22 protein-coding genes are annotated in these 22599 nt (G+C 66.0%); 11 read left to right on the top strand and 11 right to left on the bottom strand.

Going from position 1 to position 22599, the window contains the following annotated elements; translation table 11 throughout:
- Together AC1U2B_RS07680 and AC1U2B_RS07675 are read right to left on the bottom strand one after the other, a co-directional pair.
- A complete protein-coding gene (locus AC1U2B_RS07680; protein ID WP_480216318.1) occupies nucleotides 1-1470 on the bottom strand; it encodes an AMP-binding protein in 1470 nt (489 codons plus the stop codon).
- Nucleotides 1471-1563: 93 nt separating this feature from the next.
- On the bottom strand, nucleotides 1564-2538 hold the full coding sequence (locus tag AC1U2B_RS07675; RefSeq protein WP_480216317.1) for an NADP-dependent oxidoreductase: 975 nt from the start codon (nucleotides 2536-2538) through the stop codon (nucleotides 1564-1566).
- Nucleotides 2539-2671: 133 nt separating this feature from the next.
- Between AC1U2B_RS07675 and AC1U2B_RS07670 the strand changes: the two genes are divergently transcribed.
- From AC1U2B_RS07670 to AC1U2B_RS07655, 4 genes are all read left to right on the top strand, one after another.
- Nucleotides 2672-3250 (top strand): hypothetical protein, encoded by a 579-nt coding sequence (locus tag AC1U2B_RS07670; protein WP_231575564.1) that lies wholly within the window; start codon nucleotides 2672-2674, stop codon nucleotides 3248-3250.
- A complete protein-coding gene (locus AC1U2B_RS07665) occupies nucleotides 3247-4428 on the top strand; it encodes a WXG100 family type VII secretion target (protein WP_480216316.1) in 1182 nt (393 codons plus the stop codon). The genes AC1U2B_RS07670 and AC1U2B_RS07665 overlap by 4 nt, the downstream gene beginning before the upstream one ends.
- 104 nt (nucleotides 4429-4532) lie before the next feature.
- Nucleotides 4533-5432, top strand: coding sequence for a hypothetical protein (locus tag AC1U2B_RS07660; RefSeq protein ID WP_480216315.1), 900 nt, complete (start codon nucleotides 4533-4535; stop codon nucleotides 5430-5432).
- A 64-nt stretch (nucleotides 5433-5496) separates the two neighbouring features.
- The gene (locus AC1U2B_RS07655) at nucleotides 5497-6138 is read left to right on the top strand and encodes a nucleoside/nucleotide kinase family protein (protein WP_480216314.1); all 642 of its coding nucleotides are present in this window, start codon (nucleotides 5497-5499) and stop codon (nucleotides 6136-6138) included.
- Here AC1U2B_RS07655 and AC1U2B_RS07650 read toward each other — a convergent pair.
- Nucleotides 6133-6978 (bottom strand): AraC family transcriptional regulator, encoded by an 846-nt coding sequence (locus AC1U2B_RS07650; protein ID WP_480216313.1) that lies wholly within the window; start codon nucleotides 6976-6978, stop codon nucleotides 6133-6135. The genes AC1U2B_RS07655 and AC1U2B_RS07650 overlap by 6 nt on opposite strands.
- Nucleotides 6979-7002: 24 nt before the next feature.
- Here AC1U2B_RS07650 and AC1U2B_RS07645 point away from each other — a divergent pair, with 24 nt between their 5' ends.
- The gene (locus AC1U2B_RS07645; protein WP_480216312.1) at nucleotides 7003-8265 is read left to right on the top strand and encodes an amidohydrolase family protein; all 1263 of its coding nucleotides are present in this window, start codon (nucleotides 7003-7005) and stop codon (nucleotides 8263-8265) included.
- Between the two features lie 45 nt (nucleotides 8266-8310).
- Here AC1U2B_RS07645 and AC1U2B_RS07640 read toward each other — a convergent pair whose 3' ends face one another.
- The 3 genes from AC1U2B_RS07640 to AC1U2B_RS07630 all read right to left on the bottom strand — a co-directional run bounded on the left by AC1U2B_RS07640 (nucleotide 8311) and on the right by AC1U2B_RS07630 (nucleotide 11405).
- The gene (locus tag AC1U2B_RS07640; RefSeq protein ID WP_480216311.1) at nucleotides 8311-9435 is read right to left on the bottom strand and encodes an acyl-CoA dehydrogenase family protein; all 1125 of its coding nucleotides are present in this window, start codon (nucleotides 9433-9435) and stop codon (nucleotides 8311-8313) included.
- Nucleotides 9436-10668 (bottom strand): acyl-CoA dehydrogenase family protein, encoded by a 1233-nt coding sequence (locus tag AC1U2B_RS07635; protein ID WP_480216310.1) that lies wholly within the window; start codon nucleotides 10666-10668, stop codon nucleotides 9436-9438.
- Nucleotides 10669-10739: 71 nt separating this feature from the next.
- A complete protein-coding gene (locus AC1U2B_RS07630) occupies nucleotides 10740-11405 on the bottom strand; it encodes a ScbR family autoregulator-binding transcription factor (RefSeq protein ID WP_480216309.1) in 666 nt (221 codons plus the stop codon).
- A gap of 186 nt (nucleotides 11406-11591) precedes the next feature.
- On the opposite strand from AC1U2B_RS07630, the gene AC1U2B_RS07625 reads away from it, so the two are divergent.
- Nucleotides 11592-12509 (top strand): hypothetical protein, encoded by a 918-nt coding sequence (locus tag AC1U2B_RS07625; protein ID WP_480216308.1) that lies wholly within the window; start codon nucleotides 11592-11594, stop codon nucleotides 12507-12509.
- Between the two features lie 12 nt (nucleotides 12510-12521).
- On the opposite strand, the gene AC1U2B_RS07620 is transcribed toward AC1U2B_RS07625, so the two are convergent.
- Both AC1U2B_RS07620 and AC1U2B_RS07615 read right to left on the bottom strand, forming a co-directional pair.
- Nucleotides 12522-14411, bottom strand: coding sequence for a putative bifunctional diguanylate cyclase/phosphodiesterase (locus AC1U2B_RS07620; protein WP_480216307.1), 1890 nt, complete (start codon nucleotides 14409-14411; stop codon nucleotides 12522-12524).
- 76 nt (nucleotides 14412-14487) lie between these two features.
- A complete protein-coding gene (locus tag AC1U2B_RS07615) occupies nucleotides 14488-15204 on the bottom strand; it encodes a hypothetical protein (RefSeq protein ID WP_480216306.1) in 717 nt (238 codons plus the stop codon).
- Nucleotides 15205-15582: 378 nt separating this feature from the next.
- Between AC1U2B_RS07615 and AC1U2B_RS07610 the strand changes: the two genes are divergently transcribed.
- Complete coding sequence (locus tag AC1U2B_RS07610) at nucleotides 15583-16035, top strand: MaoC family dehydratase (RefSeq protein ID WP_043395080.1); 453 nt, start codon at nucleotides 15583-15585, stop codon at nucleotides 16033-16035.
- 40 nt (nucleotides 16036-16075) lie between these two features.
- Here AC1U2B_RS07610 and AC1U2B_RS07605 read toward each other — a convergent pair whose 3' ends face one another.
- Entirely contained in the window at nucleotides 16076-17266 is a 1191-nt protein-coding gene (locus tag AC1U2B_RS07605; RefSeq protein ID WP_418005611.1) for an acyl-CoA dehydrogenase family protein, read from the bottom strand.
- Nucleotides 17267-17398: 132 nt separating this feature from the next.
- On the opposite strand from AC1U2B_RS07605, the gene fabG reads away from it, so the two are divergent.
- The 4 genes from fabG to AC1U2B_RS07585 are packed head-to-tail and all read left to right on the top strand — an operon-like array spanning nucleotide 17399 to nucleotide 21239.
- A complete protein-coding gene (fabG, locus tag AC1U2B_RS07600) occupies nucleotides 17399-18133 on the top strand; it encodes a 3-oxoacyl-ACP reductase FabG (RefSeq protein ID WP_480216599.1) in 735 nt (244 codons plus the stop codon).
- On the top strand, nucleotides 18134-19354 hold the full coding sequence (locus AC1U2B_RS07595; RefSeq protein ID WP_480216305.1) for an acetyl-CoA C-acetyltransferase: 1221 nt from the start codon (nucleotides 18134-18136) through the stop codon (nucleotides 19352-19354).
- Between the two features lie 30 nt (nucleotides 19355-19384).
- Nucleotides 19385-20578, top strand: coding sequence for an acyl-CoA dehydrogenase family protein (locus AC1U2B_RS07590; RefSeq protein WP_480216304.1), 1194 nt, complete (start codon nucleotides 19385-19387; stop codon nucleotides 20576-20578).
- Nucleotides 20562-21239, top strand: a complete 678-nt coding sequence (locus AC1U2B_RS07585; protein WP_043395088.1) for a GntR family transcriptional regulator — start codon at nucleotides 20562-20564, stop codon at nucleotides 21237-21239. The genes AC1U2B_RS07590 and AC1U2B_RS07585 overlap by 17 nt, the downstream gene beginning before the upstream one ends.
- 15 nt (nucleotides 21240-21254) lie before the next feature.
- Here the strand turns inward: AC1U2B_RS07585 and AC1U2B_RS07580 are convergent, their stop codons facing one another.
- Complete coding sequence (locus AC1U2B_RS07580) at nucleotides 21255-21713, bottom strand: nitroreductase/quinone reductase family protein (protein WP_071287146.1); 459 nt, start codon at nucleotides 21711-21713, stop codon at nucleotides 21255-21257.
- Nucleotides 21706-22557, bottom strand: coding sequence for an NmrA family NAD(P)-binding protein (locus AC1U2B_RS07575; RefSeq protein ID WP_480216303.1), 852 nt, complete (start codon nucleotides 22555-22557; stop codon nucleotides 21706-21708). The genes AC1U2B_RS07580 and AC1U2B_RS07575 overlap by 8 nt, the downstream gene beginning before the upstream one ends.
- Between the last annotated feature and the right edge of the window lie 42 nt (nucleotides 22558-22599).

Genomic DNA, 22599 nt, shown 5'->3' with positions numbered 1-22599 from the left:
CTATCCGGCGAACTGTTCCCGGAGTTGTTCGCGCAGTGCCTGTTTGGCGATCTTGCCGTTGGTCGTGAGGGGCAGCGCGTCGACGAACACGACATGGCGGGGGCGTTTGAACGCCGCGATGCGCTCTCGTACGTGCGTGACGAGATCGTCGGCGGCAGGCTCGGTGTTGGCGGTGGGCACCACGACCGCGCAGATCGCCTCGCCCCAGTACGCATCGGGAACCCCAACGACCGCAACCTGATCCACATCGGGATGGGACGACAGCACGTCTTCGACTTCCCGGGAGGACACGTTCTCGCCGCCGGTGATGATGATGTCCTTCAGCCGGTCGGTCACCACGAGCCGGCCCGCGTCATCGAGGTACCCAACGTCGCCGGTGTGCAGCCAGCCGTCGTCGGTCGTTGGCGTGTCGGGCCAGTACCGGACTGCCACCTGATCGCCACGAACCAGGATTTCGCCACTCGGGGCGATCCGGATCTGCACATCGGCGTGGGGCCGGCCGGCCGTGGCGAGCACGGCGGTGTCGCCCGCGGCTCCCGCACGATGGTCCTCGGGGCCGAGAAACGTGACATTGCCACCGGTTTCGGTCATTCCGTAGCCCTGGTGGAATCCGACGGCGAGGCGGCCCAGGGCACGCCGAAGGAGGTCGGCAGGGATGGCCGACGAGCCATAGGCGATGTCCCGCAACGACGGCAGGTCGGTGCCGGTCTCGTCGAGATGAGCCAGCAGGCTGTGCAGCATGGTCGGGGCCAGTGAACACGAGGTCACCTGGTACCGGTTCACCGCGGCGGCGAAGGCTTCGGGCCGGAATGCCGCCACCGGCAGCACCGTCGACTGTGCGCAGTGGTGCACCAGCATGTTGTACCCGGCGATGTGGCACATGGGGAACGGCAGCAGATACACCCCGCCCGGACGGACCGACCTGCCGGCGATGCTGCCCCGGACCGCCGTGGTGATCGAACGGTGCGTGTGCACAACGCCTTTCGGCGTGCCCGTGGAGCCGCTGGTGAACAGCAGCCAGACCGGGTCGTCCGCGTCCGGCTCGTCGGGCACGGGCCATCGTGTCGATTGCGTTGCCGCAGTCCACTGTTCGTCGTCGAACGAGATCGAGTCGGGCCGGCTCAGCGGTTCCAGATAGCGGGCCTCACCCAGGATCAGGGTGGGCGCCGCGGTGGCCAGTTGTGCGACATGTTCGTCGGCGCTGAGCCGTTGATTGATCAGGACGAGGATGCAACCGGCGCGGGGCACCGCGTAGTAGAGCGTCGCGTAGTCGGGGCCGTTGTCGGCGATCACCGCGACCCGGTCGCCGCGGGTGGTCCGGGACGCGATCCAGCCCGCGGCAGCCGTGATCACCCGGTCGAATTGCGCGAACGTCATGACAGTGCCGTCTTCGGCGATGACGGCCGGACGGTCGGGCGCAACCGCGGCGGCGCCGGACACCAGGTGATGGAGCAATTCACCGTGCCCCACAACGCCTCCCGTTTCTCGGCCTGAGTGTCCGCCACACGCTACCAGCCCAGGTCGCGGATACTTCTCCGTCCCAAGGGTTTTGGCCGGGGGATCTCAGTCGGTATGGGCGGCTAGCACGACCTTCCCGCGGACGTGACCGGCCTCGACCATGCGGTGCGCGTCGGCAACCTTCGCCAAGGGCAGCACCTGCGTCTCCGGCGGCCGGATCGCACCCTTGGCGCACAGAGCGGCCAACTCCATCAGGTGCTGAGGCTGGCGCTGGACCGCGATCATGTTGGAGACGATCCGCACCCCGCGTTCGGCGGCGCGGGCCACCCGCTCCTCGTCGGCGCGCGAGATGAGCGTCTCGATCTCGACGTAGCTCCCGCCGGGCGCCACCAGTTCTTCGGCGTGCGGGAGCAGCGTGTCCAGGCCGACCGCGTCGAGCACCTGATTGACGCCCGACGGGGCCCAGGCGCGCAGCGGCGAGACGACGTCGCCGCCCCGGTAGTCGATGGCCAGGTCGGCGCCGAGTTCGGTGACGTAGTTGAAGTTCTTCGGGCTGCAGGTCACCGCGACCCGTGCACCCAGCGGACGGGCGATCTGGATGGCGATGCTGCCGACGCCACCGGCGCCGCCGTTGATCAGCACGGTCTGGCCGGCCTGCAGCTCACCGGCGTCGACCATGCCGCCGTAGGCGGTGCTACCCGCCACCGGCAGACCCGCGGCGTCGGCGTAGCTCCAGCCCTCCGGTAGCGGCGCCAGCAGTTCGGACGACGCGAGACAGTATTCGGCGTACGTGCCGTCCGCCCCGTTGCGCTGGTTGGACATCCCGAAGACCTGATCGCCCACCTGCCAGCGGGTAACTCCCGGCCCGACGGCCGCGACGACACCGGCCAGGTCGAAGCCAAGCACGAACGGGAAGTGGTAGTCGATGTAGACGGAGAGCTTGCCCTCACGGGTCTTCCAGTCCGCCGGGTTGACGCTGGTGCAGGCGATCTCGACCAGCACCTCGTCGGCACCGGGAACCGGGGTGGGCAGCTCGGCGGCGTGGAGCACATCGGGGCCGCCGAACTCGGTCAGCACCATTGCTTGCATTGTGTTCGGCGGGGGAGCGGTGTGCGAGGTCATCATTCGGTCTTAGTCCGCCTGCAGGCCCCGTGGAAGGCGGGTTCCCACTCGGTGACACCCGAGTTGAGCCGGGCTGTCGGGATTGATTTTGGTGACCGGCGGTCCGAGTTCGGTGGGGGACAATGGGGAGACCGACTGGAACGGGGGACGGTCCATGCCCTACACGGTGTCGCAGGTGATGAATTCCGCTCCGGAATCGCTGCTCACCGCGTCGCTCGACGCGCGGGCCGCAGCACAGCGCGTCGATGCTCAGATCGACCGGGCACGAACACGATTCGCCCACCTCGCCGACGACTGGACCGGCACAGCCGCCGATGCCGCGCAGAAGCAGGGCCGTGAATCACTCGACGAGCAGACCACCTATCGGGACCACCTCTACGCCGTGGCCAAGCCTTTGGCGACGGGCGGCGCGCAGCTCACCGAGCTCCGGGCAAACTTGAAGAAGGCTGTCGATGCCGCACAGGCGCAGTGGGACGTTGCCGACGACGGTGGGGTCACGCCCGGATTCTGGCTGCGCTGGTATGCGAGGGTCTCACCGGTCCAGGCGCTGCAGATCGCGGCCAAACGCATCGAGGTCGAGAACGCGATCAAGCTGCTGCTCGCGAAATTCGAAGCGGCCGACCGGGACACCGGCCATCAAATTCGCAAGGTCGGTTGGGAGTTGGCATGACCGCACCGTTGACCGTCGTGGTGGCGTCGCTGCGGGAAACCGCGACGGAGCTGGAGGACCTGGCGAGCGGCCTGTTCAACGACGGTGGCGGTCCGCAGCTCTCGGCCGCCGCGGAGCCGGTAGCGGGACTGGACAGTGGCCAGGCGTGCCGGGACGCAGGCGATGCGTTCCTGCGGCGCGCACAGTCGCTGGGGCAGGGCATGTCCGCATTCGCAGGCAAGCTCGATTCGGCTGCCTACCTTTACGAGCACGGCGATCGCGCGGCCGCCGAACGTATCCCGTTCGACGTGCCGGAACCGAAAGACGAACGGATCGGCGACGATCCCGGCGAACCCGGATACGACCCCGTCAACAAGTACGAGGACGCGCTGCACGCAGCGGGGCTGCTGGACGGAACCAGCGACGGGTACTACCGCGAGTGGCTGCAGAACGCGGCGAAAAAGGGTGTGCCGCCACAGGTGATCGTCGACATCGCTCGGCAGCAGCACATCACGCCGGCGAGTTTCGACGTCCTCAAGGGCATGGAGCGCGTCGTCGACAACAACCGGACGAGCAGTGATCCCAGCGACGACAACACCTACTTCCTGCTGCCCGCGGGGACGAGTGCCGACGCTGCCCGCCGGGCCGCGTTGATGACGTACATCCTGAACGCGGGCACCAGTTACACAAAGGGAAATCCGAACACAGACTTCGCCGAGACGCCGTACACCGCAAACGAGGTGCAGCGCATCCTTGACCGGCAGGCGGCGAATTCCTGGAGTTACGAACAGGTTCCGCGACTGGCGGGCAGTGGCGGGCGCTTCGCGGCCACGCCCAACGGGATGCTCATGGGACTCGGCGGCGGCTTCGTGCAGAACCAGCTGAGCCAGCAGGGCGGGTCCACCTACGGTGACGTCTTCCTGATCAACATCGACCATCCAGCGGACGCGGGCGACCAGCTTCGCAAGATCATCGGGTCGGGTCAGATGTGGTACGACGGACCCGGCGGCGCACGCCAACAGGACATGGACATCGACCGCATCCTGCATCATGAAGAGCGGCACTCGGAACAGTGGGCCGCGTTGGGGCCGGTGGAATTCGCCAAGCAGTACGCCATCAGTCTGGGCGCCGAAAGGCTCACCGGCCGTCGCAATCCGTTCGAGACGAACGCCGGCGCTTCGGACGGCGGCTATTCATGATCCGTCGAATGCTCTGCCTAGGTGTCACTTTCGCCACCCTGATGGCATTGTGCGCTTGTGATCCGCTCGGGAAACCGTCGCTGCCGGTTCAATTCGGGGTCCGGGTGACCGACGGACAGCTGCGGCTCTGGACCGGATCGCCATGCCGTGGCACGACGGCAGTCAACGTCACCTTCAACATGGATCGACCGGACAAGGCGGAGTTGAAGCTCGAGGCGACGCCCTTGCCGGAAGTTGTTGGTTCACAAAAGGCTCCGCCGAATCCGGGTACCGAAGTGGAGTACTTCACCGTTGGCGGACCATACCCGGGATTCGACGTGGTCACTCAACTACCAGTCGGATTCGATTGGCGCACTGCGGACACCGTGTTCATCTTCCCGCAGGCCCCACACGCATTCGGGGCCACCAGCAAGCTGGGTGAGGCGATCAAAGAATCCGACCGGCATCCCGCGGATACCTACTGGTTCGAGGGGTTCGGTTGGCTCAACCCTCACGATGTCGGTGCTCAGGAAGGCACGAAGTTCCTGACGCTCTGTTCACGCGACCCCGCTCAAGGTCGCCAGCTACCAAGGGTTTTCGGCGCTCGCGTCACCGACGGCACGCTGCGGATCTGGCCCGGCAAATACTGCGGTCCCGTGGACAATGTGATGCTGACTTTTCAGCCCGGTCAGGCCGATCTCGTGCTGGCCGCCGACCCGCACCAGGCAATCCCGTTCGACTCCTTGACCGCCACCGGACCGTATCCCGGCTTTGCGGTGGTGCGGCCCCTGCCCAGCGGGTTCGACTGGCGGACACAGAAAACGGTGCTGCTGCGGGTCTATCGCACCAACGGCGATCCGTGGACCACGACCACCGACCTCGGTCCGGCTGTCACCGAATCGGGCCAACATGCGCCGGACACCTTCTGGTTTCAGGGATTCGGCTGGCTGAGTCCTGCTGACATCGCCGCAAAAGACGGCAAGGAGCTATTGACCGCGTGTGCGCCTGAGCCCCAGCGCCGGTGACATTGTCGATGTCAGGTGCCTCGTGTCTTCGACTTGGGCGCGCTCAGCGGCTAATGTCCGCGGAATGGCGCCACTGACAGACGATGTCGCCCGACTGCTCGACGAGCGGTCGGGCCGGGTCGTCGTCGGTCTGACCGGGCCGCCGGGCGTCGGTAAATCGACGGTGGCGGCGCGGGTTGTCGACGAATTCAATTCCATCCAGCGCGATTTCGCCGCCCTGCTGCCGATGGACGGTTTCCATCTGTCCAACGCGCAGCTCGCACGGCTCGGCCGAAGAGGGCGTAAGGGCGCCCCGGACACCTTCGACGCGGCCGGCTTTCTGGTATCGCTGGTTCGGGTGCGCGACGCCTACCAGAGCGCTGATGTTTATGTGCCACAGTTCGATCGGGCGCTCGAAGAGTCTGTCGCAGCGGGCCTGGTGGTCCCGGCAGCGGCGCGGCTGGTCGTCACGGAGGGCAACTACCTGGCGCTGCCGTCTCACAACTTTTCCGGTGCGCGGCAGCTGATCGACCGGCTGTACTACCTGAAGGGCGCTGACGAGGTGCGGCGGAAGCGACTGCTCGCACGCCACATCGCCGGCGGGCGGAGCCTGATCGCGGCCGAGCATTGGGTACGTGCGGTCGACGAGCCGAACGCGGAGCTGATCGCCGAGACCGAGGGGCTGTGTGATCGCACCTGGGACATGGACGACGGTGATCGGTCATGAGCGCGCCGTCTCCGCGGTCCGACGCCGGTACGCCGATGGTGATTCCCCGCTGAACTGGGTGAAGCAGCGAGTGAACGCGCTGAGGCTCTCGAAGCCGACCGCTGTGGCGGTGGCTTGGACAGATTGCCCCGGCTCCGTCAGCAACGCCATCGCCCGGAGCATTCGGGCGTTGAGAAGGTAAGTGCGCCAAGATAATCCGATGGACTTCTGGAACAGCCGGCGCAACGTCCGTTCAGATACCGAGACCGCACGGCTCACCTGTTCGGCCGTCGCCGACGTCAGATGTTCTTTGGTGTAATCCATTGCCGCGGCAACGATCGGGTGCTCGGCAGTCGGCAGACTCAGCGGCGCTTCGTGGTCCAACGCTTCAGACACGAGATGCGCCAGCGTGCGAAAGAAACCGTCCGATACGGCGTCGCCGTGTGCCCGGTTGATGGGCCACCGCAACGCGTAGATCATCATCTCGCGGATCAGCGGGGAGACGGCGATGATGCGTGCTCGATCCGACCGGTCGGCGATCAGGCTTGGATCGAACATCACGGCAACGGTCTTCACATCCGGGTTCATCACCGCCTGATGAGGTAGGCCCGCCGGTATCCAGGCTGCCTGTTGCGGCGGCAGTAGGTAGTGGGCGACATCCGTCTCCACCTCGACCAGGCCGTGCAGCGCGTACTCGATCTGGTGCACCTCGTGTGAGTGCCAGCCGGTGATCAGGGCGTCGCCCTCGTAGAGGTAGCTGCCGCCGAGAGCGTGCCCGCCGCGGCGCAGCTCGATCACCGGCCGCGCGGCCATCTTGGCCGTTCGGGATAAACCTCTGTCCGAAAGTGCAGAGACGGTCACGCCTCTAGACGGTACTACTGAGGCATGCAGACCGACGCCTTGATCCTGGTGAGCATTGACGACCATGTCGTGGAACCCCCCGACATGTTCCTCAACCACGTGCCGGACAAGTACAAGCCCGAGGCGCCGATCGTCGTCACCGATGACAAAGGCGTCGATCAGTGGATGTACCAAGGCCGACCCCAAGGTGTGAGCGGGCTCAACGCCGTGGTGTCCTGGCCGGCCGAGGAATGGGGCCGCGATCCCGCCGGCTTCGCCGAAATGCGCCCTGGCGTGTACGACGTGCATGAGCGCGTGCGAGACATGAACCGCAACGGCATCCTCGCTTCGATGTGTTTCCCGACCTTCACCGGTTTCTCCGCCCGGCACCTCAACATGCACCGCGAGGAGGCCACCCTGGTGATGGTCTCGGCCTACAACGACTGGCACATCGACGAATGGGCCGGGTCGTACCCGGACCGGTTCATCCCCATCGCGATCCTGCCGACGTGGAACCCCGAGGCGATGTGCCGTGAGATCCGCCGGGTGGCCGCCAAGGGCTGCCGGGCCGTGACGATGCCCGAGCTGCCGCATCTGGAAGGCCTGCCGAGCTACTTCGACGAGGATTATTGGGGCCCGGTGTTCCGGACGCTGTCCGAGGAGAACGTGGTGATGTGTCTGCACATCGGTACCGGCTTCGGCGCGATCTCGATGGCCAAGGACGCCCCGATCGACAATCTGATCATCCTGGCCACGCAGGTGTCGGCGATGTGTGCCCAGGATCTGTTGTGGGGCCCGGCAATGCGCAACTACCCGGACCTGAAGTTCGCCTTCTCCGAGGGCGGCATCGGCTGGATTCCGTTCTATCTGGATCGCAGCGACCGGCACTACACCAACCAGAAGTGGCTGCGCCGCGACTTCGGGAACAAGCTGCCCAGCGACGTCTTCCGCGAGCACTCACTGGCTTGCTACGTCACCGACAAGACGTCGCTGAAGCTGCGCCACGAGATCGGTATCGACAACATCGCCTGGGAATGCGACTACCCGCACTCGGACTGCTTCTGGCCCGACGCCCCCGAGCAGGTGCTGGCCGAGCTCAACGCGGCCGGGGCCTCGGACTCCGACATCAACAAGATCACCTGGCAGAACTCCTGCCGGTTCTTCGGCTGGGATCCCTTCAAGCTGACGCCGAAGGACCAGGCGACGGCGGGTGCGTTGCGCGCCAAGGCCACCGATGTCGATGTGTCGATCCGGCCGCGCGCCGAGTGGGCGCAGTTGTACGCGCAGAAGCAGATGACGCCCACCTGATCCGGATGGATCAGGTGACGGCGGTCGTGCCCACTCGAGTCGAAGTCAGCCCCGGGTCAGTTTGGCGTAGCGGGTCACGTGGTAGTCGGTGGAGCCGAATTCGTATTGAACGGCGGTGAGCCGCTTGAAGTAGTGGCCGATGGCGAGCTCCTCGGTCATGCCCATGCCGCCGTGCAGTTGCACCGCGTTCTGGCCGATGAACCGTGCCGCCCGGCCGATGGTGGCCTTGGCTGCCGAAACCGAACGTGCCCGGGTGTGCGCGTCGGCCTCCAGGTTGAGCACCGCGAGGTAGACCGCGGACACGGACTGCTCGAGCTCCATGTGCATGTCGACCATGCGATGTTGCAACGCCTGGAAGCTGCCGATCGGCTGGCCGAACTGTTGGCGTTGCTTGGCGTATTCGACGGTGTCGGCCAGCACCTTTCGCATGTTGCCGACGGCTTCGGCGCACACGGCGGTGGCGCCTTCGTCGCGGGCCTGGGCGATCGACGGCCACGCCTCGCCTTCGGCGCCGAGAAGTGCATCGCCCGGCAACCGGAGTTCGCGCAGTTCCAGGTCGGCTGCGCGACGGTCGTCGACGGTGCGGTAGCTGTGCAGGGTGAGTCCGGCGGGCAGTGTCGTGACGTCGACCAGGAACAGTGAGATGCCGCCTGCTGTCTGCGCGCTGAGCAGCAGGTGGGTGGCGACCGGCGCATTCATGACCATGATCTTGTCGCCGGAGAGCACCCAGTCGTCACCGTCGCGGGAGGCGGTGGTCTGAACGTCCTGCCACCGGTCGCCGCTCTGGGCCTCGGCTGCGGCGAGCGCGACAATCGCTGTGCCGGAAGCGATTTCCTCCAACACGGGACCGGCGGCCGTGCTGCCGGATCGCAGCAGCAGGCCGGCGGCGACCACCGCGGTGTCCACGTAGGGCTCGATGACCAGCGCGTGCCCCAGCGCTTCGGCGATCAGCATGACCTCGACGGGCCCGCCGCCGATGCCGCCGACGTCCTCCGGCAGAGCGGCGCCGAGAATGCCGAGTTCCTCAGCGAACGAGTGCCAGATGTCGGGCTGCCAGCCGGGGCCGGATTTGGCTGCGGCGCGGCTGGTTTCGAGGTCGTATCGGCCGGCCAAGAACTTGGACAGGCCGTCGCGGAGCAGTTCCTGTTCCGCGGAGAAGGTGAAGTCCATCTACAGCCCCAATTCTGCTTTGGCGAGGATATTGCGCTGAATTTCGTTGCTGCCGGCGTAGATCGACCCGGCACGGTCGTTGAAGTACCGCAGGGGCGCGACCGCCTGCCATGGCTCGCCGCTGACGTAACCGTCTGGGGGAGGGGTGAATTCGGCGACCGGACCACCGGGGCGCGTGGCGTGCGGTTGGTACGCGCGGCCGCGGGGGCCGGCGGCCTCCATGGCGAGTTCGGTCAAGGTCTGGCTCAACTCGGTCGAGAGCACCTTCAGCATCGACGACGCCGCACCCGGATGTCCGCCTCCGGCCAGCGCGGCCAGTACGCGGTATTCGAGGATCTCGAGCACCTCGGTGCGGATTCGCGCGTCAGCGAGCTTGCGGGAGAACGCGGCATCGTCGAGCAGCAGGCCACCGTCTGGGCCCGGCGCCTGGGCCGCGGCGGTGGCGATCTCGTCGGCCAACACCTGCAGACCCGGGGCGGCGGCGCCACCGCCGCGCTCGAACTCGAGCAGATACTTCGCGACGGTCCAGCCGTCGTCGATCTGGCCGATGACGTTGCTCTTGGGTACCCGGACCTCGTCGAAGAACACCTGGTTCTGGACCTCTTCGCCGGACGTCATCACCAGCGGCCGGATCTCGATGCCCGGCGTGCTCATGTCGATCAGCACGAAGGTGATGCCCTGCTGCTTCTTGCCGGTGCGGGTGGTGCGCACCAGCGCGAACATCCAGTTGGCCTCGGTGGCGTGCGTGGTCCAGATCTTGCTGCCGGTGCACACCAGGTCGTCGCCATCGGAAACGGCGGCCATGGTCAGGGCGGCCAGGTCGGATCCGGCTTCGGGCTCGGAGTAGCCCTGGCAGAAGAAGACCTCGCCGGTCAGGATGCGGGGCAGAAAGTAGTCCTTCTGTTCCCTCGTGCCGAACCGGACGATCGCGTGGGCCACCATCCGGATGCCCATCGGGGACAGGGACGGCGCTCCGGCCAGGATCGATTCCCGGCTGAAGATGTAGTGCTGGGTCAAGCTCCAATCGCAGCCGCCGTATTCGACCGGCCAGGCCGGCGCGGCCCAACCGCGCTCGTGGAGGATGCGCTGCCAGGCCAGGCTCGCGTCGTGATCGCTGTAGACGCTGGTCATCAGCCGACCGGCCTCTTGAATCTCCGGTGTCAGGTTTTCCTGCAGAAACGTGCGTACTTCATCACGGAATGCCAGATCGCTGGCCGACCAATTGAGGTCCATGCAGACTCCTCTGTCGCTTGGGCTGATAGCAGCCTAGCAACAAAGAAGTGAACTTAGTTAGCGATGTGGGTTCAGGTGGCGGTGCGCTCCACGATGTTCGTCTGTCGCGCGGACGCGCTGACCATGAAGGCGAGATGACGTTCGAGCGATTCCGCGGTGACGATCGCCGGCATCAGCACGCGCCACTGTTGGGCGAATCGGTCCCGGAGGTCTTGGCCGTCGGATGCGGCGCTGGACATCAGCTCGGCGCCGAGGATCCAGGCCACCAGAGTGTTGGCGACATCGGCGGGGTTCGCGCCAGGACGCAGGTCACCGTCGGTCTCGGCCCGTTTGATGTCCGAGGTGAACTGATCGACGAAGTTGACGTAGCTGTGCCTCGCGGTCGGGTTGAACCCCGCGAACGTGCGCAGCAGTTTGGTTCCCGCTTGGGCGGTTCGGTTGGTCGAGAGCAGGTCACTGGTGGTGAAGGTGCCGACGATCAGCGACTCCATCGCAGTGTGTTCCGAGTCTCGTGCGGACTGGAAGACGTTGTGCAGCAACACCATCGCTTCTTCGATGATGACAGTGGCCAGCGCTTCTTTGGAATCGAAGTGGTAGTAGAGCGCGCCTTTGGTCAGTTCGGCGCGTTCGATGATGTCGGCCAAACCGGCGGCGGGGTAACCGATCTCGTTGATCAAATCGACAGCGGAATCGATGATCTTTCGTCGGGTCACTTCGGATCGCGGCTGGCGCCCCATTCGTCGATCACCTTCCGTCAGCGCGCGTTCAGTGGCAAGCCCCCCCGGATCATCCTAAGGGTCCCATAACCTCGGCCGTTGATGGTGTCGTTCATTCTGAGAGTATGTAAAGTAGCCGAACGGCGAAATCGACCCCTGGCTGTCGGATTGTTGCAACTCGCTGACACTCAACTCAGGGAATTCAAGTTGGATTGGGACGCAGAAGTTGACGTGCTGTGCATCGGCGCCGGTATCGGTGGCCTGGCGACAGCCATTGCCGCGGTCGACGCCGCCGCAGACGTGATGGTGACCGGAGCACTGCTGCGCGCCGACGACGGGCGCTGGGTGCGCGGCAATGAAGTCCGCTGCGCCACTTTGGGCGCCGTCCTCGATGCGCGGATCGACGCGTTCGGGGTGCCGCGAGGCGTTGCCGACGAGGAGCCTGAGCCGGAATCCGACGAAGCCGACGAAGCCGGCGAGGTCCATCCGGCCGAGCCGGTCGCCGAGCAGCAGCTCGATGTCACCGCCGTCTATTTCGCCGCGGTGACCGCCGAAGTAGATGCCGACGTCAGCGCGCAGCCATCGAATGGTCGGTCGGTGCCGACCCGCACGGTGCGCGAGCTGACAGAGTCCGAAACGCACAGCCGCAGCATCGAGACGTTCTTCGGCGCGGGGCTGCTCGACTGGGCTCGGGTGTGCCTGGGTTCTGCCACCGGGGCGCTCTACAGCACGGTTCGCGGCTGGACCGCGGAGACCCTCCGAGACTCGTCGGGCACGACGCTTCGGCTCTCTTCCCTCGGCCCCATCGAATGGAACGCCGGCGATGGACTGGACGAACTGTTCGACTGGCTGGCGGCGGCTGCCGCTGAGCGTGACATCGAGGTCAGCTCGGACAGCACGCTCGAGTCCCTGCTCTTCGAAGACCGTCGCATCATCGGAGCGGAGCTGAACACGCCCGATGGGCTGTACTTCGTACGGGCCCGCCACGGTGTGGTGATTTCACCCGATTTCACGAATGTGGGCGCGCCGGCAGAGAATGCCGCCCCACCCGCCGGGGCTCTCGAGGTCTGCATCGTGGGCCACCCCGCCAGCAGGTTCGCCCGCGTGGAACTTGTTGCGCGGTAACGCTGTTCGGTGTCACATCTCGCTGGCAAACCGGACCGGCACGCGGCCTTTGCGGTACAGCGTCGCCATCTGATCGCTCGGTAGCGGCCGCGACAGCAGGAACCCCTGCGCTCGGTGGCAACCATGACGCAGCAATGTCGTTGCGGCAGCCTTGGTTTCGACACCCTCGGCGACGATCTGCAGACCGAACGAGTCGGCCAGTGCGATGATCGCCCGGACGATCGCCAGATCGCCGGGGTTGGAGCCGAGGTCGGTCACGAAGCTGCGGTCGATCTTGAGGATGTCGACGGGCAGCGACTTGAGGTGGGACAGCACGCTGTATCCGGTGCCGAAGTCGTCGATCGCCAACCGCACCCCGGTTCTCCGGAGGTCGGCCAGTGTCGCGCGCGAGGACTCGCTGTCCTGGACGACGACATTCTCGGTGATCTCCAGGCAGACCGATCCGCGGTCGAGGCCGAATTCGTCGAGGATGTCGGCCACCGACTCGGCGAAGCCGTCGGTGACCAGTTGGACCGGGGAGACGTTGACACGCAACTCGAAATCGTCGCGATCATCGGCCGCATCAGTGCCGGCCGTGGATGCCCGGAACTCGTCGCGCCATCGCGCGAATTCGCGGCATGCGGTGCGCAGTACCCAGCGGCCCAATTCGCCTGCCAGGTTGATCGATTCGGCGATACCGATGAAGGCGGCCGGGGGGAGCAGTCCGCGGGTGGGGTGGTCCCATCGCACGAGTGCTTCGGTGGCGAGCAGTTTCCCGGTGCGCATGTCGATTTCGGGTAGATAGTTGAGCAGCAGCGCACCGTTCTCGATGACGTCCTGCAGATGCAGCTCGATGTCGTTGCGGTAGGCCGTTTCCAGGGACATCGCATTGGTGAACACCGCGACGCGATCCCCGCCGGAGGACTTCGCGCTCAGGACCGCCTGGTCGGCCCGGCGCAGCAGGTCGGACGAGTTGTCGGAGCCCGGCATGCCAGAGGCGACGCCGACACTCACTGCCCGCGTGAGCCGTTCGCCGTCGATCCACACCCGGCGCCGCAACGAGTCCTGGAGCTGATAGGCGAGGGCCTCGGCCTTGCTCGCGGATATCGGTTCCGCCGGGACGACGACGAACTCGTCACCGCCGAGCCGGGCGATCACAGTCTTGCTGTCGACGCCCTCGGTGAGGCGCTGGGCGAACACCCGGATGAATGAGTCACCGGCACTGTGCCCCAGGTAGTCATTGATGGCCTTGAGCCGGTCCAGGTCGAAGAAGAGGGCGGTCACCGGCCCGGGTTGTCCCTGCTGCAGCCGGGCATCGAGGTGGGCGATGAGAGCACGGCGGTTGTTGAGTCCGGTGAGGTCATCGTGTTCGGCCAGATATCGAAGCTGCTCCTCGGCCAGTACCCGAGATTGGGCCTGGGTCAACAGCGAAGCGATGGCCTGCAGCGCATTGATCTCTTCGGTGAGCCATTCGCGGTTGCCGTACTTGACGAACCCGAGTGCGCCGGTGGTGCGCTCGCCGGACACCAAAGGCGTTGCTGCCAGTGATATCTGGGGAACGTTGCGATCCGCCTCGATACGGCGCTGGTAATCGTCGGGTTCCGGGTCGGGGCGCACGATGAGCGGTGTCTTGCGATGTTCGGTTTCCGCGAAGACCGGATCGGCGTCGGCGAAGTACACCACGCGCAGGGGGTCGGGGTCCGGAATCTCTGGCCGCACTGGCCATTCCGCGACGAGTATCGAGGCACCGATCTCATGGTCGTTGCGGCGCAGAAAGCTGACGTCGACGCCGAAGTAGTCGACCAGGATCTCCAGGACGTCCGTGTACACCTTGGTGTTGTTGGTGGAGTCCGCCGCCATCAAACGCGTCGCCACCTCTGTCACCACGCGATCCAGTGAAGGGGGAGATTCGTCGATGGACATGAGGCGTTCAGCTTAACCTGCGCTGTCCGCAGAGACGGTGCGCCGGCCGCCTCGCGGCTGGCGTCTGGGGCCGCCTTCAGCTGGCGGCCAACGTGGTTGATATCTGGTCGATCTCGTGCAGCGCCTTCGTAATCTGCTCCGGTTGAGAATGATTGACCATGGTCCTTCGGTCCCACCACATCATCTTGGTGCGGTAGCGCTCGTCGGGATACGGCGTGGCCGGAATCGGCGCCACCACGCCACCACCGGACTTCCACAACTCCAGGACGTGCTGGGCTGCCGTGGCCATCACGAACTGCACGCCCATGATGCTGGTCGCGTGGTAGGCGGTGCGGGCCAGCAGGTGGGTGATGGCGTGTTGGCTCGCCCGATTGTCGGACACCCAGGCCGTCTTCATCTCCATGACGCCGAAGGGCACCCGATCGTTGATCATCTTGCGCACCATGGCCAGCCCAGGTCGGGCGGCCCATTCCATCACCGCGTGAGAGTCCTCGGCGCAGCCGAGGGGGGCCTTGGCGCGTAGTCCGCCGACCATGTTGTCGTGGCGGTCCAGCACCGTCCAGAACAGCGCGGTGTCCGCGCCGTCGCGGATCGCGGCAGCATCCACGACCGCTTCGACGCCGTGCCGGCGATAACTTTGCTGAGCCGCATCGAGGTAGCGGTTCCAGAGTTCGGAGTCGGTGTCGGGTTGCGACAGCACCACGGTGCATTCGGTGTCCGGGTCGGACCAGGCGACGTTTTCGGCAAAGCGAATATCGACGTTGGATTCGTATTCGACATACTCCACCGACATCGTTGCCCCATTCGTTTCGAGCAGTCACTGCAACTTCAGTTGGCAGTCGGTTGCGGTAAACGCATCTCGCGCGGACTGCATTCCTGAATTCAGTATCGGGGTTGTTGGGGTCCTGCATCCAGCTAGTGGTGAAACGTTGTCTGTCGACCTTCGGGGCGCCGAAGAATTGGCCAATACGATTGTGCTGGTGCGACGGATGTTGGCAATCCCAGATATCTGTGTTTTTGCAGGTTAGCGTAGACAGTACGCGGATATGGCGAACTTTGACCAGCTAAGTAGGAGGCATCGGCCCAGAGACTGTGCATTGTGCCGCTCTGGCGGAGGCGTTAGAAGTAATAGCGGTGTGGCCCGGAAGCGGCCGCGTTGAGAGAGGTGAGCGTGAAAGTCTTCAACAATCTGGCTGAGTTCGTCGCAGCAGCAGGTAGTCAGCTTGGACCGTCCGAGTGGATGGAAATCACCCAGGATCGGGTGAATCTGTTCGCCGAGGCCACCGACGACCACCAGTGGATTCACGTCGATCCTGAGCGCGCCGCCGCGGGGCCGTTCGGCGGCACAATTGCACATGGTTTGCTGACGCTTTCACTGCTACCGCATTTCACGCACCAGCTGTATCGCGTCGACAACGTCGCTTTGGCCGTCAACTACGGCTATAACAAGGTGCGATTCATCACGCCGGTCAAGGTCGGAGCAAATGTGCGCGCGAGCGCCGTCATTTCGAAAATCGATGAGCTCGATGGTGCCGTTCAAGCGACCATGACGATCACGGTCGAGATCGAGGGTTCGGACAAGCCCGCCGCCGTGGTCGAGTCGATCGTGCGAATCATCGGTTGATTGCTGGACGGGCCGCTGGCCCGGAGCCTGCCGGTTCTGGTCAGCGGCCTGAGGCCGACCGCTGCGCGGCCTTCACCAGTCCGCCCCCGATGATCAAACGCTGAATCTCGCTGGTGCCCTCGTACAGGCGCAGCAGACGCACGTCGCGGTAGATCCGTTCGACGGGTACGTCGCGCATGTACCCGCTGCCGCCGTGCACCTGCACAGCCAGGTCGGCGACCTTGCCGACCATCTCGGTGCAGAACAGTTTCGCGGCGGACGGTGCGATGCGGCGGTCTGCGCCGCTGACCCACAGCTGCGCGGCGTCGCGGACCAGGGCGCGGCCGGCCATGACACCGGTCTGCATGTCGGCCAGCATCGCCTGCACCAGCTGGAATTCCCCGATCGCGGTGCCACCCTGGGTGGCGGTCGCCGCGTATGCCACCGACTCGTCGAGGGCGCGCTGTGCCGCGCCCACTGACACCGCCGCGATGTGCACCCGCCCGCGGGCCAACGACGTCAGTGCCGCGCGGTAGCCGATGTCCTCGGTGCCGCCGATGAGGGCGTCGGGTCCGACCCGCACGTCGTCGAACGTGATGTCGGAGGTCCAGGCTCCCTCCTGGCCCATCTTCGCGTCTTTGGGTCCGACTACGACGCCGGGAGCGTCGGCAGGCACCAGGAACACCGCGATACCTGGTCCGTCAGCGTCGGCGGGCCGGGTCCGGGCGAACACCACGAACAGGTTGGCGGTGGGAGCGTTGGTGATGAATCGTTTGTGTCCGGTGATGATCCAGTCGTCCCCGTCGCGGACGGCCTTGGTCCGCAGGCCCGCGGGGTTGGAGCCGGCGCCGGACTCGGTCAATGCGAAGGACGCCACGCACTCGCCGCTGGCGATCGGCTCCAGCCAGCGCTCTTTTTGCGTGTCGGTGCCGAATCCGACCAGCACCTGCCCGGCGATGCCGTTGTTGGTGCCGAACATGGAGCGCACGGCCAGTGTGGTGTAGCCCAGCTCCATGGCCATCTCGACGTCCTGGACCAGATTGAGTCCCAGGCCGCCCCATTCCTGGGGGATGGCGTAGCCGAACAGCCCCATGTCCTTGGCTTGGTCCCGGATGTCGTCGGGCACCCGGTTGTCGTTCATGATCTCCAGCTCACGCGGTACCACCGCGGTGCGGACGAACTGGCGGGTGGCGTCGAGGATGTCGCGGAAGTCCTGCTCGCTGACGGTCGGCGCGGTGGCGGGTTCGGCCATGTCTGGGTCTCCTTGTGCAACACGAGAGCGCGTCTGGTTTGATGCAAGAAATATCATATTTTATGTATGAAGCTGGTTGCCGGGTGCGCGGCCGGGTCAGTCGATGAAGAGGGACGAGAGGAGAAGCCGACCATGCTTTTGGACGGACGTATCGCAGTGATCACCGGTGGTGCCCAGGGCATCGGATACGCGATCGCGGAGCGGTTCATCGCCGAGGGCGCCCGCGTGGTGATCGGCGACCTGAACCTCGACGCGACCGAGGCGGCCGTGGCCAAGCTGGGCGGCTCGGAAGTGGCGAAGGCCGTTCAGTGCGACGTGACGTCTGCTGCCGATGTGCAGGCGCTGATCGACGCTGCCGTCGGATGGGGTGGCCTCGACATCATGGTCAACAACGCCGGCATCACCCGCGATGCCACCATGCGCAAGATGACCGAGGAACAGTTCGACCAGGTCATCGACGTACACCTGAAAGGCTGTTGGAACGGCACCCGGCTGGCTGCGGGCGTCATGCGGGAGGCGAAAAGCGGCGCCATCATCAACATTTCGTCGATCTCGGGCAAGGTCGGCCTGATCGGCCAGACCAACTACTCGGCGGCCAAGGCGGGCATCGTCGGCCTGACCAAGGCGGCCGCCAAGGAGGTCGCCCACCTCGGGGTGCGGGTCAACGCCGTGCAGCCAGGCCTGATCCGATCCGCGATGACCGAGGCCATGCCGCAACGGATCTGGGACCAGAAGCTGGCGGAGATCCCGATGGGACGGGCCGCCGAGCCCAGCGAAGTGGCGTCGGTCGTCACGTTCCTGGCGTCGGACATGTCGTCGTACATGACCGGCTGCGTGCTGGAAATCACCGGGGGACGGCACATCTAGATGACCTCGCCCAGTCCTGTCATCTGCGCGCCGGTGCGTACCCCCATCGGCCGGTACGGCGGCATGTTCAAGTCGCTGACCGCGGTCGAGCTCGGTGTCGCGGCGCTGCAAGGTCTGTTGCAGCGGACCGGGATTCCGACGGCAGCGGTGCAGGACGTCATTCTCGGGCACTGCTACCCGTCCAGCGAAGCCCCGGCGATCGGCCGGGTGGTGGCGCTCGATGCCGGGCTGCCCGTCACCGTTCCGGGCATGCAGGTCGACCGGCGCTGCGGGTCGGGGCTGCAGGCCGTCATCCAGGCCTACCTGCAAGTGGCCAGTGGCGCAAACGATCTCGTCGTCGCCGGTGGCGCGGAGTCGATGAGCAACGTCGCGTTCCACTCCACCGACATGCGCTGGGGTGGCTCGCGCGGCGGCATCACGGTGCACGACGGGCTGGCCCGCGGGCGGACCACCGCCGGCGGCAAGAACCATCCGGTGCCGGGCGGCATGCTCGAAACCGCGGAGAACCTGCGCCGGCAGTACGCGATCTCCCGCGTCGAACAGGACGCGCTGGCCGTGCGCTCGCATCAGAAAGCCGTTGCGGCGCAAAGCAGTGGTGTGCTGGCCGACGAGATCGTGCCCGTGACGGTGAGCTCGCGCGCCGGCGACCAGGTGATCGACACCGACGAGCATCCCCGCGCCGACACCACCGTCGAAGCGCTGGGCAAGCTCAAACCCGTTCTGGGCAAGAGCGATCCGGATGCCACCGTGACGGCCGGCAACTCCAGCGGGCAGAACGATGCGGCCTCCATGTGCGTCGTGACCACCCCGGAGCGCGCGGCCGAACTCGGGCTGCAGCCGCTGGTGCGCATGGTGTCGTGGGGCGTGGCCGGGGTGGCGCCGAACGTCATGGGGATCGGCCCGGTGCCGGCCACCGAGGTCGCGCTGGCCAGAGCCGGTCTGGCCCTTGCCGATATCGATCTGATCGAGCTCAACGAGGCCTTCGCCGCGCAAGCGCTGGCCTGCACCCGGGAGTGGAAGTTCACCGACAGTGACTGGGAGCGCACGAATGTGCGGGGGTCGGGCATCTCGCTCGGTCATCCCGTCGGCGCGACCGGCGGCCGGATGCTCGCGACCCTGGCGCGTGAACTGCACCTGCGGGATGCCCGCTATGGACTGGAAACCATGTGCATCGGAGGCGGCCAGGGATTGGCCGCCGTGTTTGAACGGATCGCCTCATGACGGACAGCGAGAAGCGGAGCGGGATCGCGCATGCCTAAGTTGGCCCAGACCGCCGGCCTCACCGAGGTGCAGCGCGAAATCGTCGCTACCGTCCGGCAATTCGTCGACCGGGAGATCATCCCGGCAGCCCAGGAGCTGGAGCACTCGGACACCTACCCGCAGGCCATCGTCGATCAGATGAAGGACCTGGGCCTGTTCGGCCTGATGATCCCGCAGGAGTACGGCGGGCTCGGTGAGTCGCTGTTGACCTATGCGCTGTGTGTCGAGGAACTGGCCCGGGGCTGGATGAGCATCTCGGGCGTCATCAACACGCATTTCATCGTCGCCTACATGCTGCGCCAGCACGGCACCGATGAGCAGAAGCAGCGCTACCTGCCCCGGATGGCGACCGGCGAAGTGCGCGGCGCCTTCTCGATGTCCGAGCCGGAACTCGGATCCGATGTCGCCGCGATCCGCACCAGGGGCGTGCGTGACGCCGATGGCGGCTACACCATCACCGGCCAGAAGATGTGGCTGACCAATGGTGGCAGCTCGACTCTGGTTGCGGCACTGGTGAAGACCGATGAGGGAGCGGACAAACCACACCGCAACCTGACGGCGTTCCTGGTCGAGAAGCCGACCGGTTTCGGTGAGGTCAAACCCGGTCTGACCATTCCGGGCAAGATCGACAAGCTGGGCTACAAGGGCATCGACACCACCGAGCTCATCTTCGACGGGTACCACGCCGGCGCCGACGACGTGCTCGGCGGCAAGCCCGGCGAAGGCTTCTTCCAGATGATGGACGGTATCGAGGTCGGCCGCGTCAACGTGTCGGCGCGGGCGTGCGGGGTCGGTATCCGGGCCTTCGAACTGGCGGTGCGCTACGCCCAGCAGCGGGAGACGTTCGGCAAGCCGATCGCCGACCACCAGGCCATCGCCTTCCAGCTCGCCGAGATGGCCACCAAAGTCGAAGCGGCACATCTGATGATGGTCAATGCCGCCCGGCTGAAGGACTCGGGCGAGCGCAACGACGTCGCGGCGGGTATGGCCAAATACCTTGCCAGCGAGTTCTGTTCGGAGGTCACCCAGCAGAGTTTCCGGATCCACGGCGGCTACGGCTACTCCAAGGAATACGAGATCGAACGCCTGATGCGAGACGCGCCGTTCCTGTTGATCGGCGAGGGCACCAGCGAAATCCAGAAGACCATCATCAGCAAGAACCTGCTCAATGAATACCGCATCTGAACCCGAATTCGCCGCGCCCGCACAGCTTTCCCACGATGTGGCGCGGTACGTCCGCCGGCGGATCTTCAACGGCACGTTTCCGGCGGGGGAGTACCTGCGGCTGGACCAGCTGGCCACCGAACTGGGTGTGAGCGTCACCCCGGTCCGCGAGGCACTGCTGAACCTGCGGGCCGAGGGGCTGTTGGTACAGCACCCGCGACGCGGCTTCATGGTGCTCGAGGTCACCGCCCGCGACGTGTCCGACGTGGCCATGGTGCAGGCGTTCGTCGGCGGCGAATTGGCGGCCCGCGCCGCGGAGCACATCACCGCCGACCAGGTCGCTGAGCTCACCCGAATCCAGGAGGCACTCGAGCAGGCCTACCAGCACACCGATGTCGACCGCATGGTGCGGCTCAACCACGAGTTCCACCGGCTGATCAACGTCGCCGCCGATTCGCCCAAGCTGACCCAATTCATGTCGGGGATAACGCGTTACGCACCGGAGGCGGTGTTCCCGACGCTCGAGGGCTGGCCGGATCTGTCGATCCGGGACCACCGCCGGGTGATCGCGGCGCTGCAGGCCGGCGACAGCGACGCGGCCCGGACGGCGATGGCCGAACACTTCGAGGTCGGTGTCCAGCCGCTGACCGAGCACCTCTGCGAACGTGGTGTGATCCGCTAGGTGCCAAACTCCCGATCAGCTCAGCGGATCGAACCGGAAGACGGCGAGTCTGCCTGCGAGTGACTCGAATTCGTCGGGTGTGCCCTCGGCGACCATGCCGGAGCTCTTGGCGAATTTCACGCCGACCGGTACCTGCACCGGGAACTCGCGCAGTACCGGCCGCGCTTCGTCGATCGTCAGCTCGGTGATCTTCACCGGCCGGGACTTGCGGCCCCGCGTCAAGGTGCCGGTACCGGCGGCACGGGCGTTGAGCGCCCAGTGCGCGCCCGGGTAGCCGGCCACGGCGTACATCGCGCCGTGGACGACGAACGGCGTCATCGGGGTGCTCCGCGGCGTGCCGGTCTTGCGGCCAGGCACGGTCAGCACCATGGCGGGGCCGACGGGGATGCCGAGCTTCCCGACGGCGACGACGACCTTGTTCATCTGCTTCAGGTAGCGCGGCGGTCGCGGATCTGATGTGGGCTGCTCAGACATGGCTGGTCTCCAAGTTCCGGGCGAAGGCGCCGCGGTGGCGGTCCACCCATTCGGCGAACGGCTGGGCCGGCCGGCCGAGGATGCGCTCGACCTCGTCGCTCACCGGTGCCGGGGTGTCGACGGTTTCTGCCAGCAGCGCGGTGTACGCGGAGCCGAACTCCGGAGGGAAGCCGATGGCGACGAAGCGCTCGCGGACCTGTTCGACCGGGATTTCCAGGTAGCGAAGATCGCGGCCCAGGACCCGGCCGACGATGGCCAGCAGTTCGGTGTTGGTGAGGGACTGCGGGCCCGTCAGCGGGATCTTGTGGCCGTCCAGTTCATCGGTGAGCAGGGCGTGCGCGGCGACCGCGGCGATGTCGGCTTCGACGATCGGTGCGCTGGACGCGGCAGCGTATGGGCCGGCCACGACGTCGCCGGCCTGCAGCTGCCCGGCCCACATCCCGATGAAGTTGGTGGCGAACAATGCCGGCCGCAGACTCACCCACGGCAGTCCTGAATCGACGGCGAGCTGTTCGACTTCCTTGTTCCGGTCACCCCGGAATCTCGACGGCTGGCGGGAGAAGTCGTCGTCGGCGTTGATCGCCGACAGCGCCACCAGTTTGGCTCCGGCGTCCTTGGCGGCCTCGACCGTCCAGGCCAGGTCCGGACCGAGCGCGCGGGAGTTGAGGAACACCGCGCTGACGCCGGCCAGGCCGTCGCGTACGGATGCCACGGTCTCGACCTCCGGCGGGAAGTTCGAGGATGGATTACGGGTGACGGCACGGACTTTCATGCCTGCGGCGTGCAACTGCTCGACGAGTGGGCGGCCGACGTTGCCGGTGGCCCCAGTGATGAGAATGGTCATGAACCAAGGACGGAACGCCGCCGGAAAAAGTTACGACCGCCG

The sequence above is a fragment of the Mycolicibacterium sp. P4_G11 genome (genome assembly GCF_056555145.1).
This window is presented reverse-complemented; position numbering and strand designations above follow the sequence as displayed.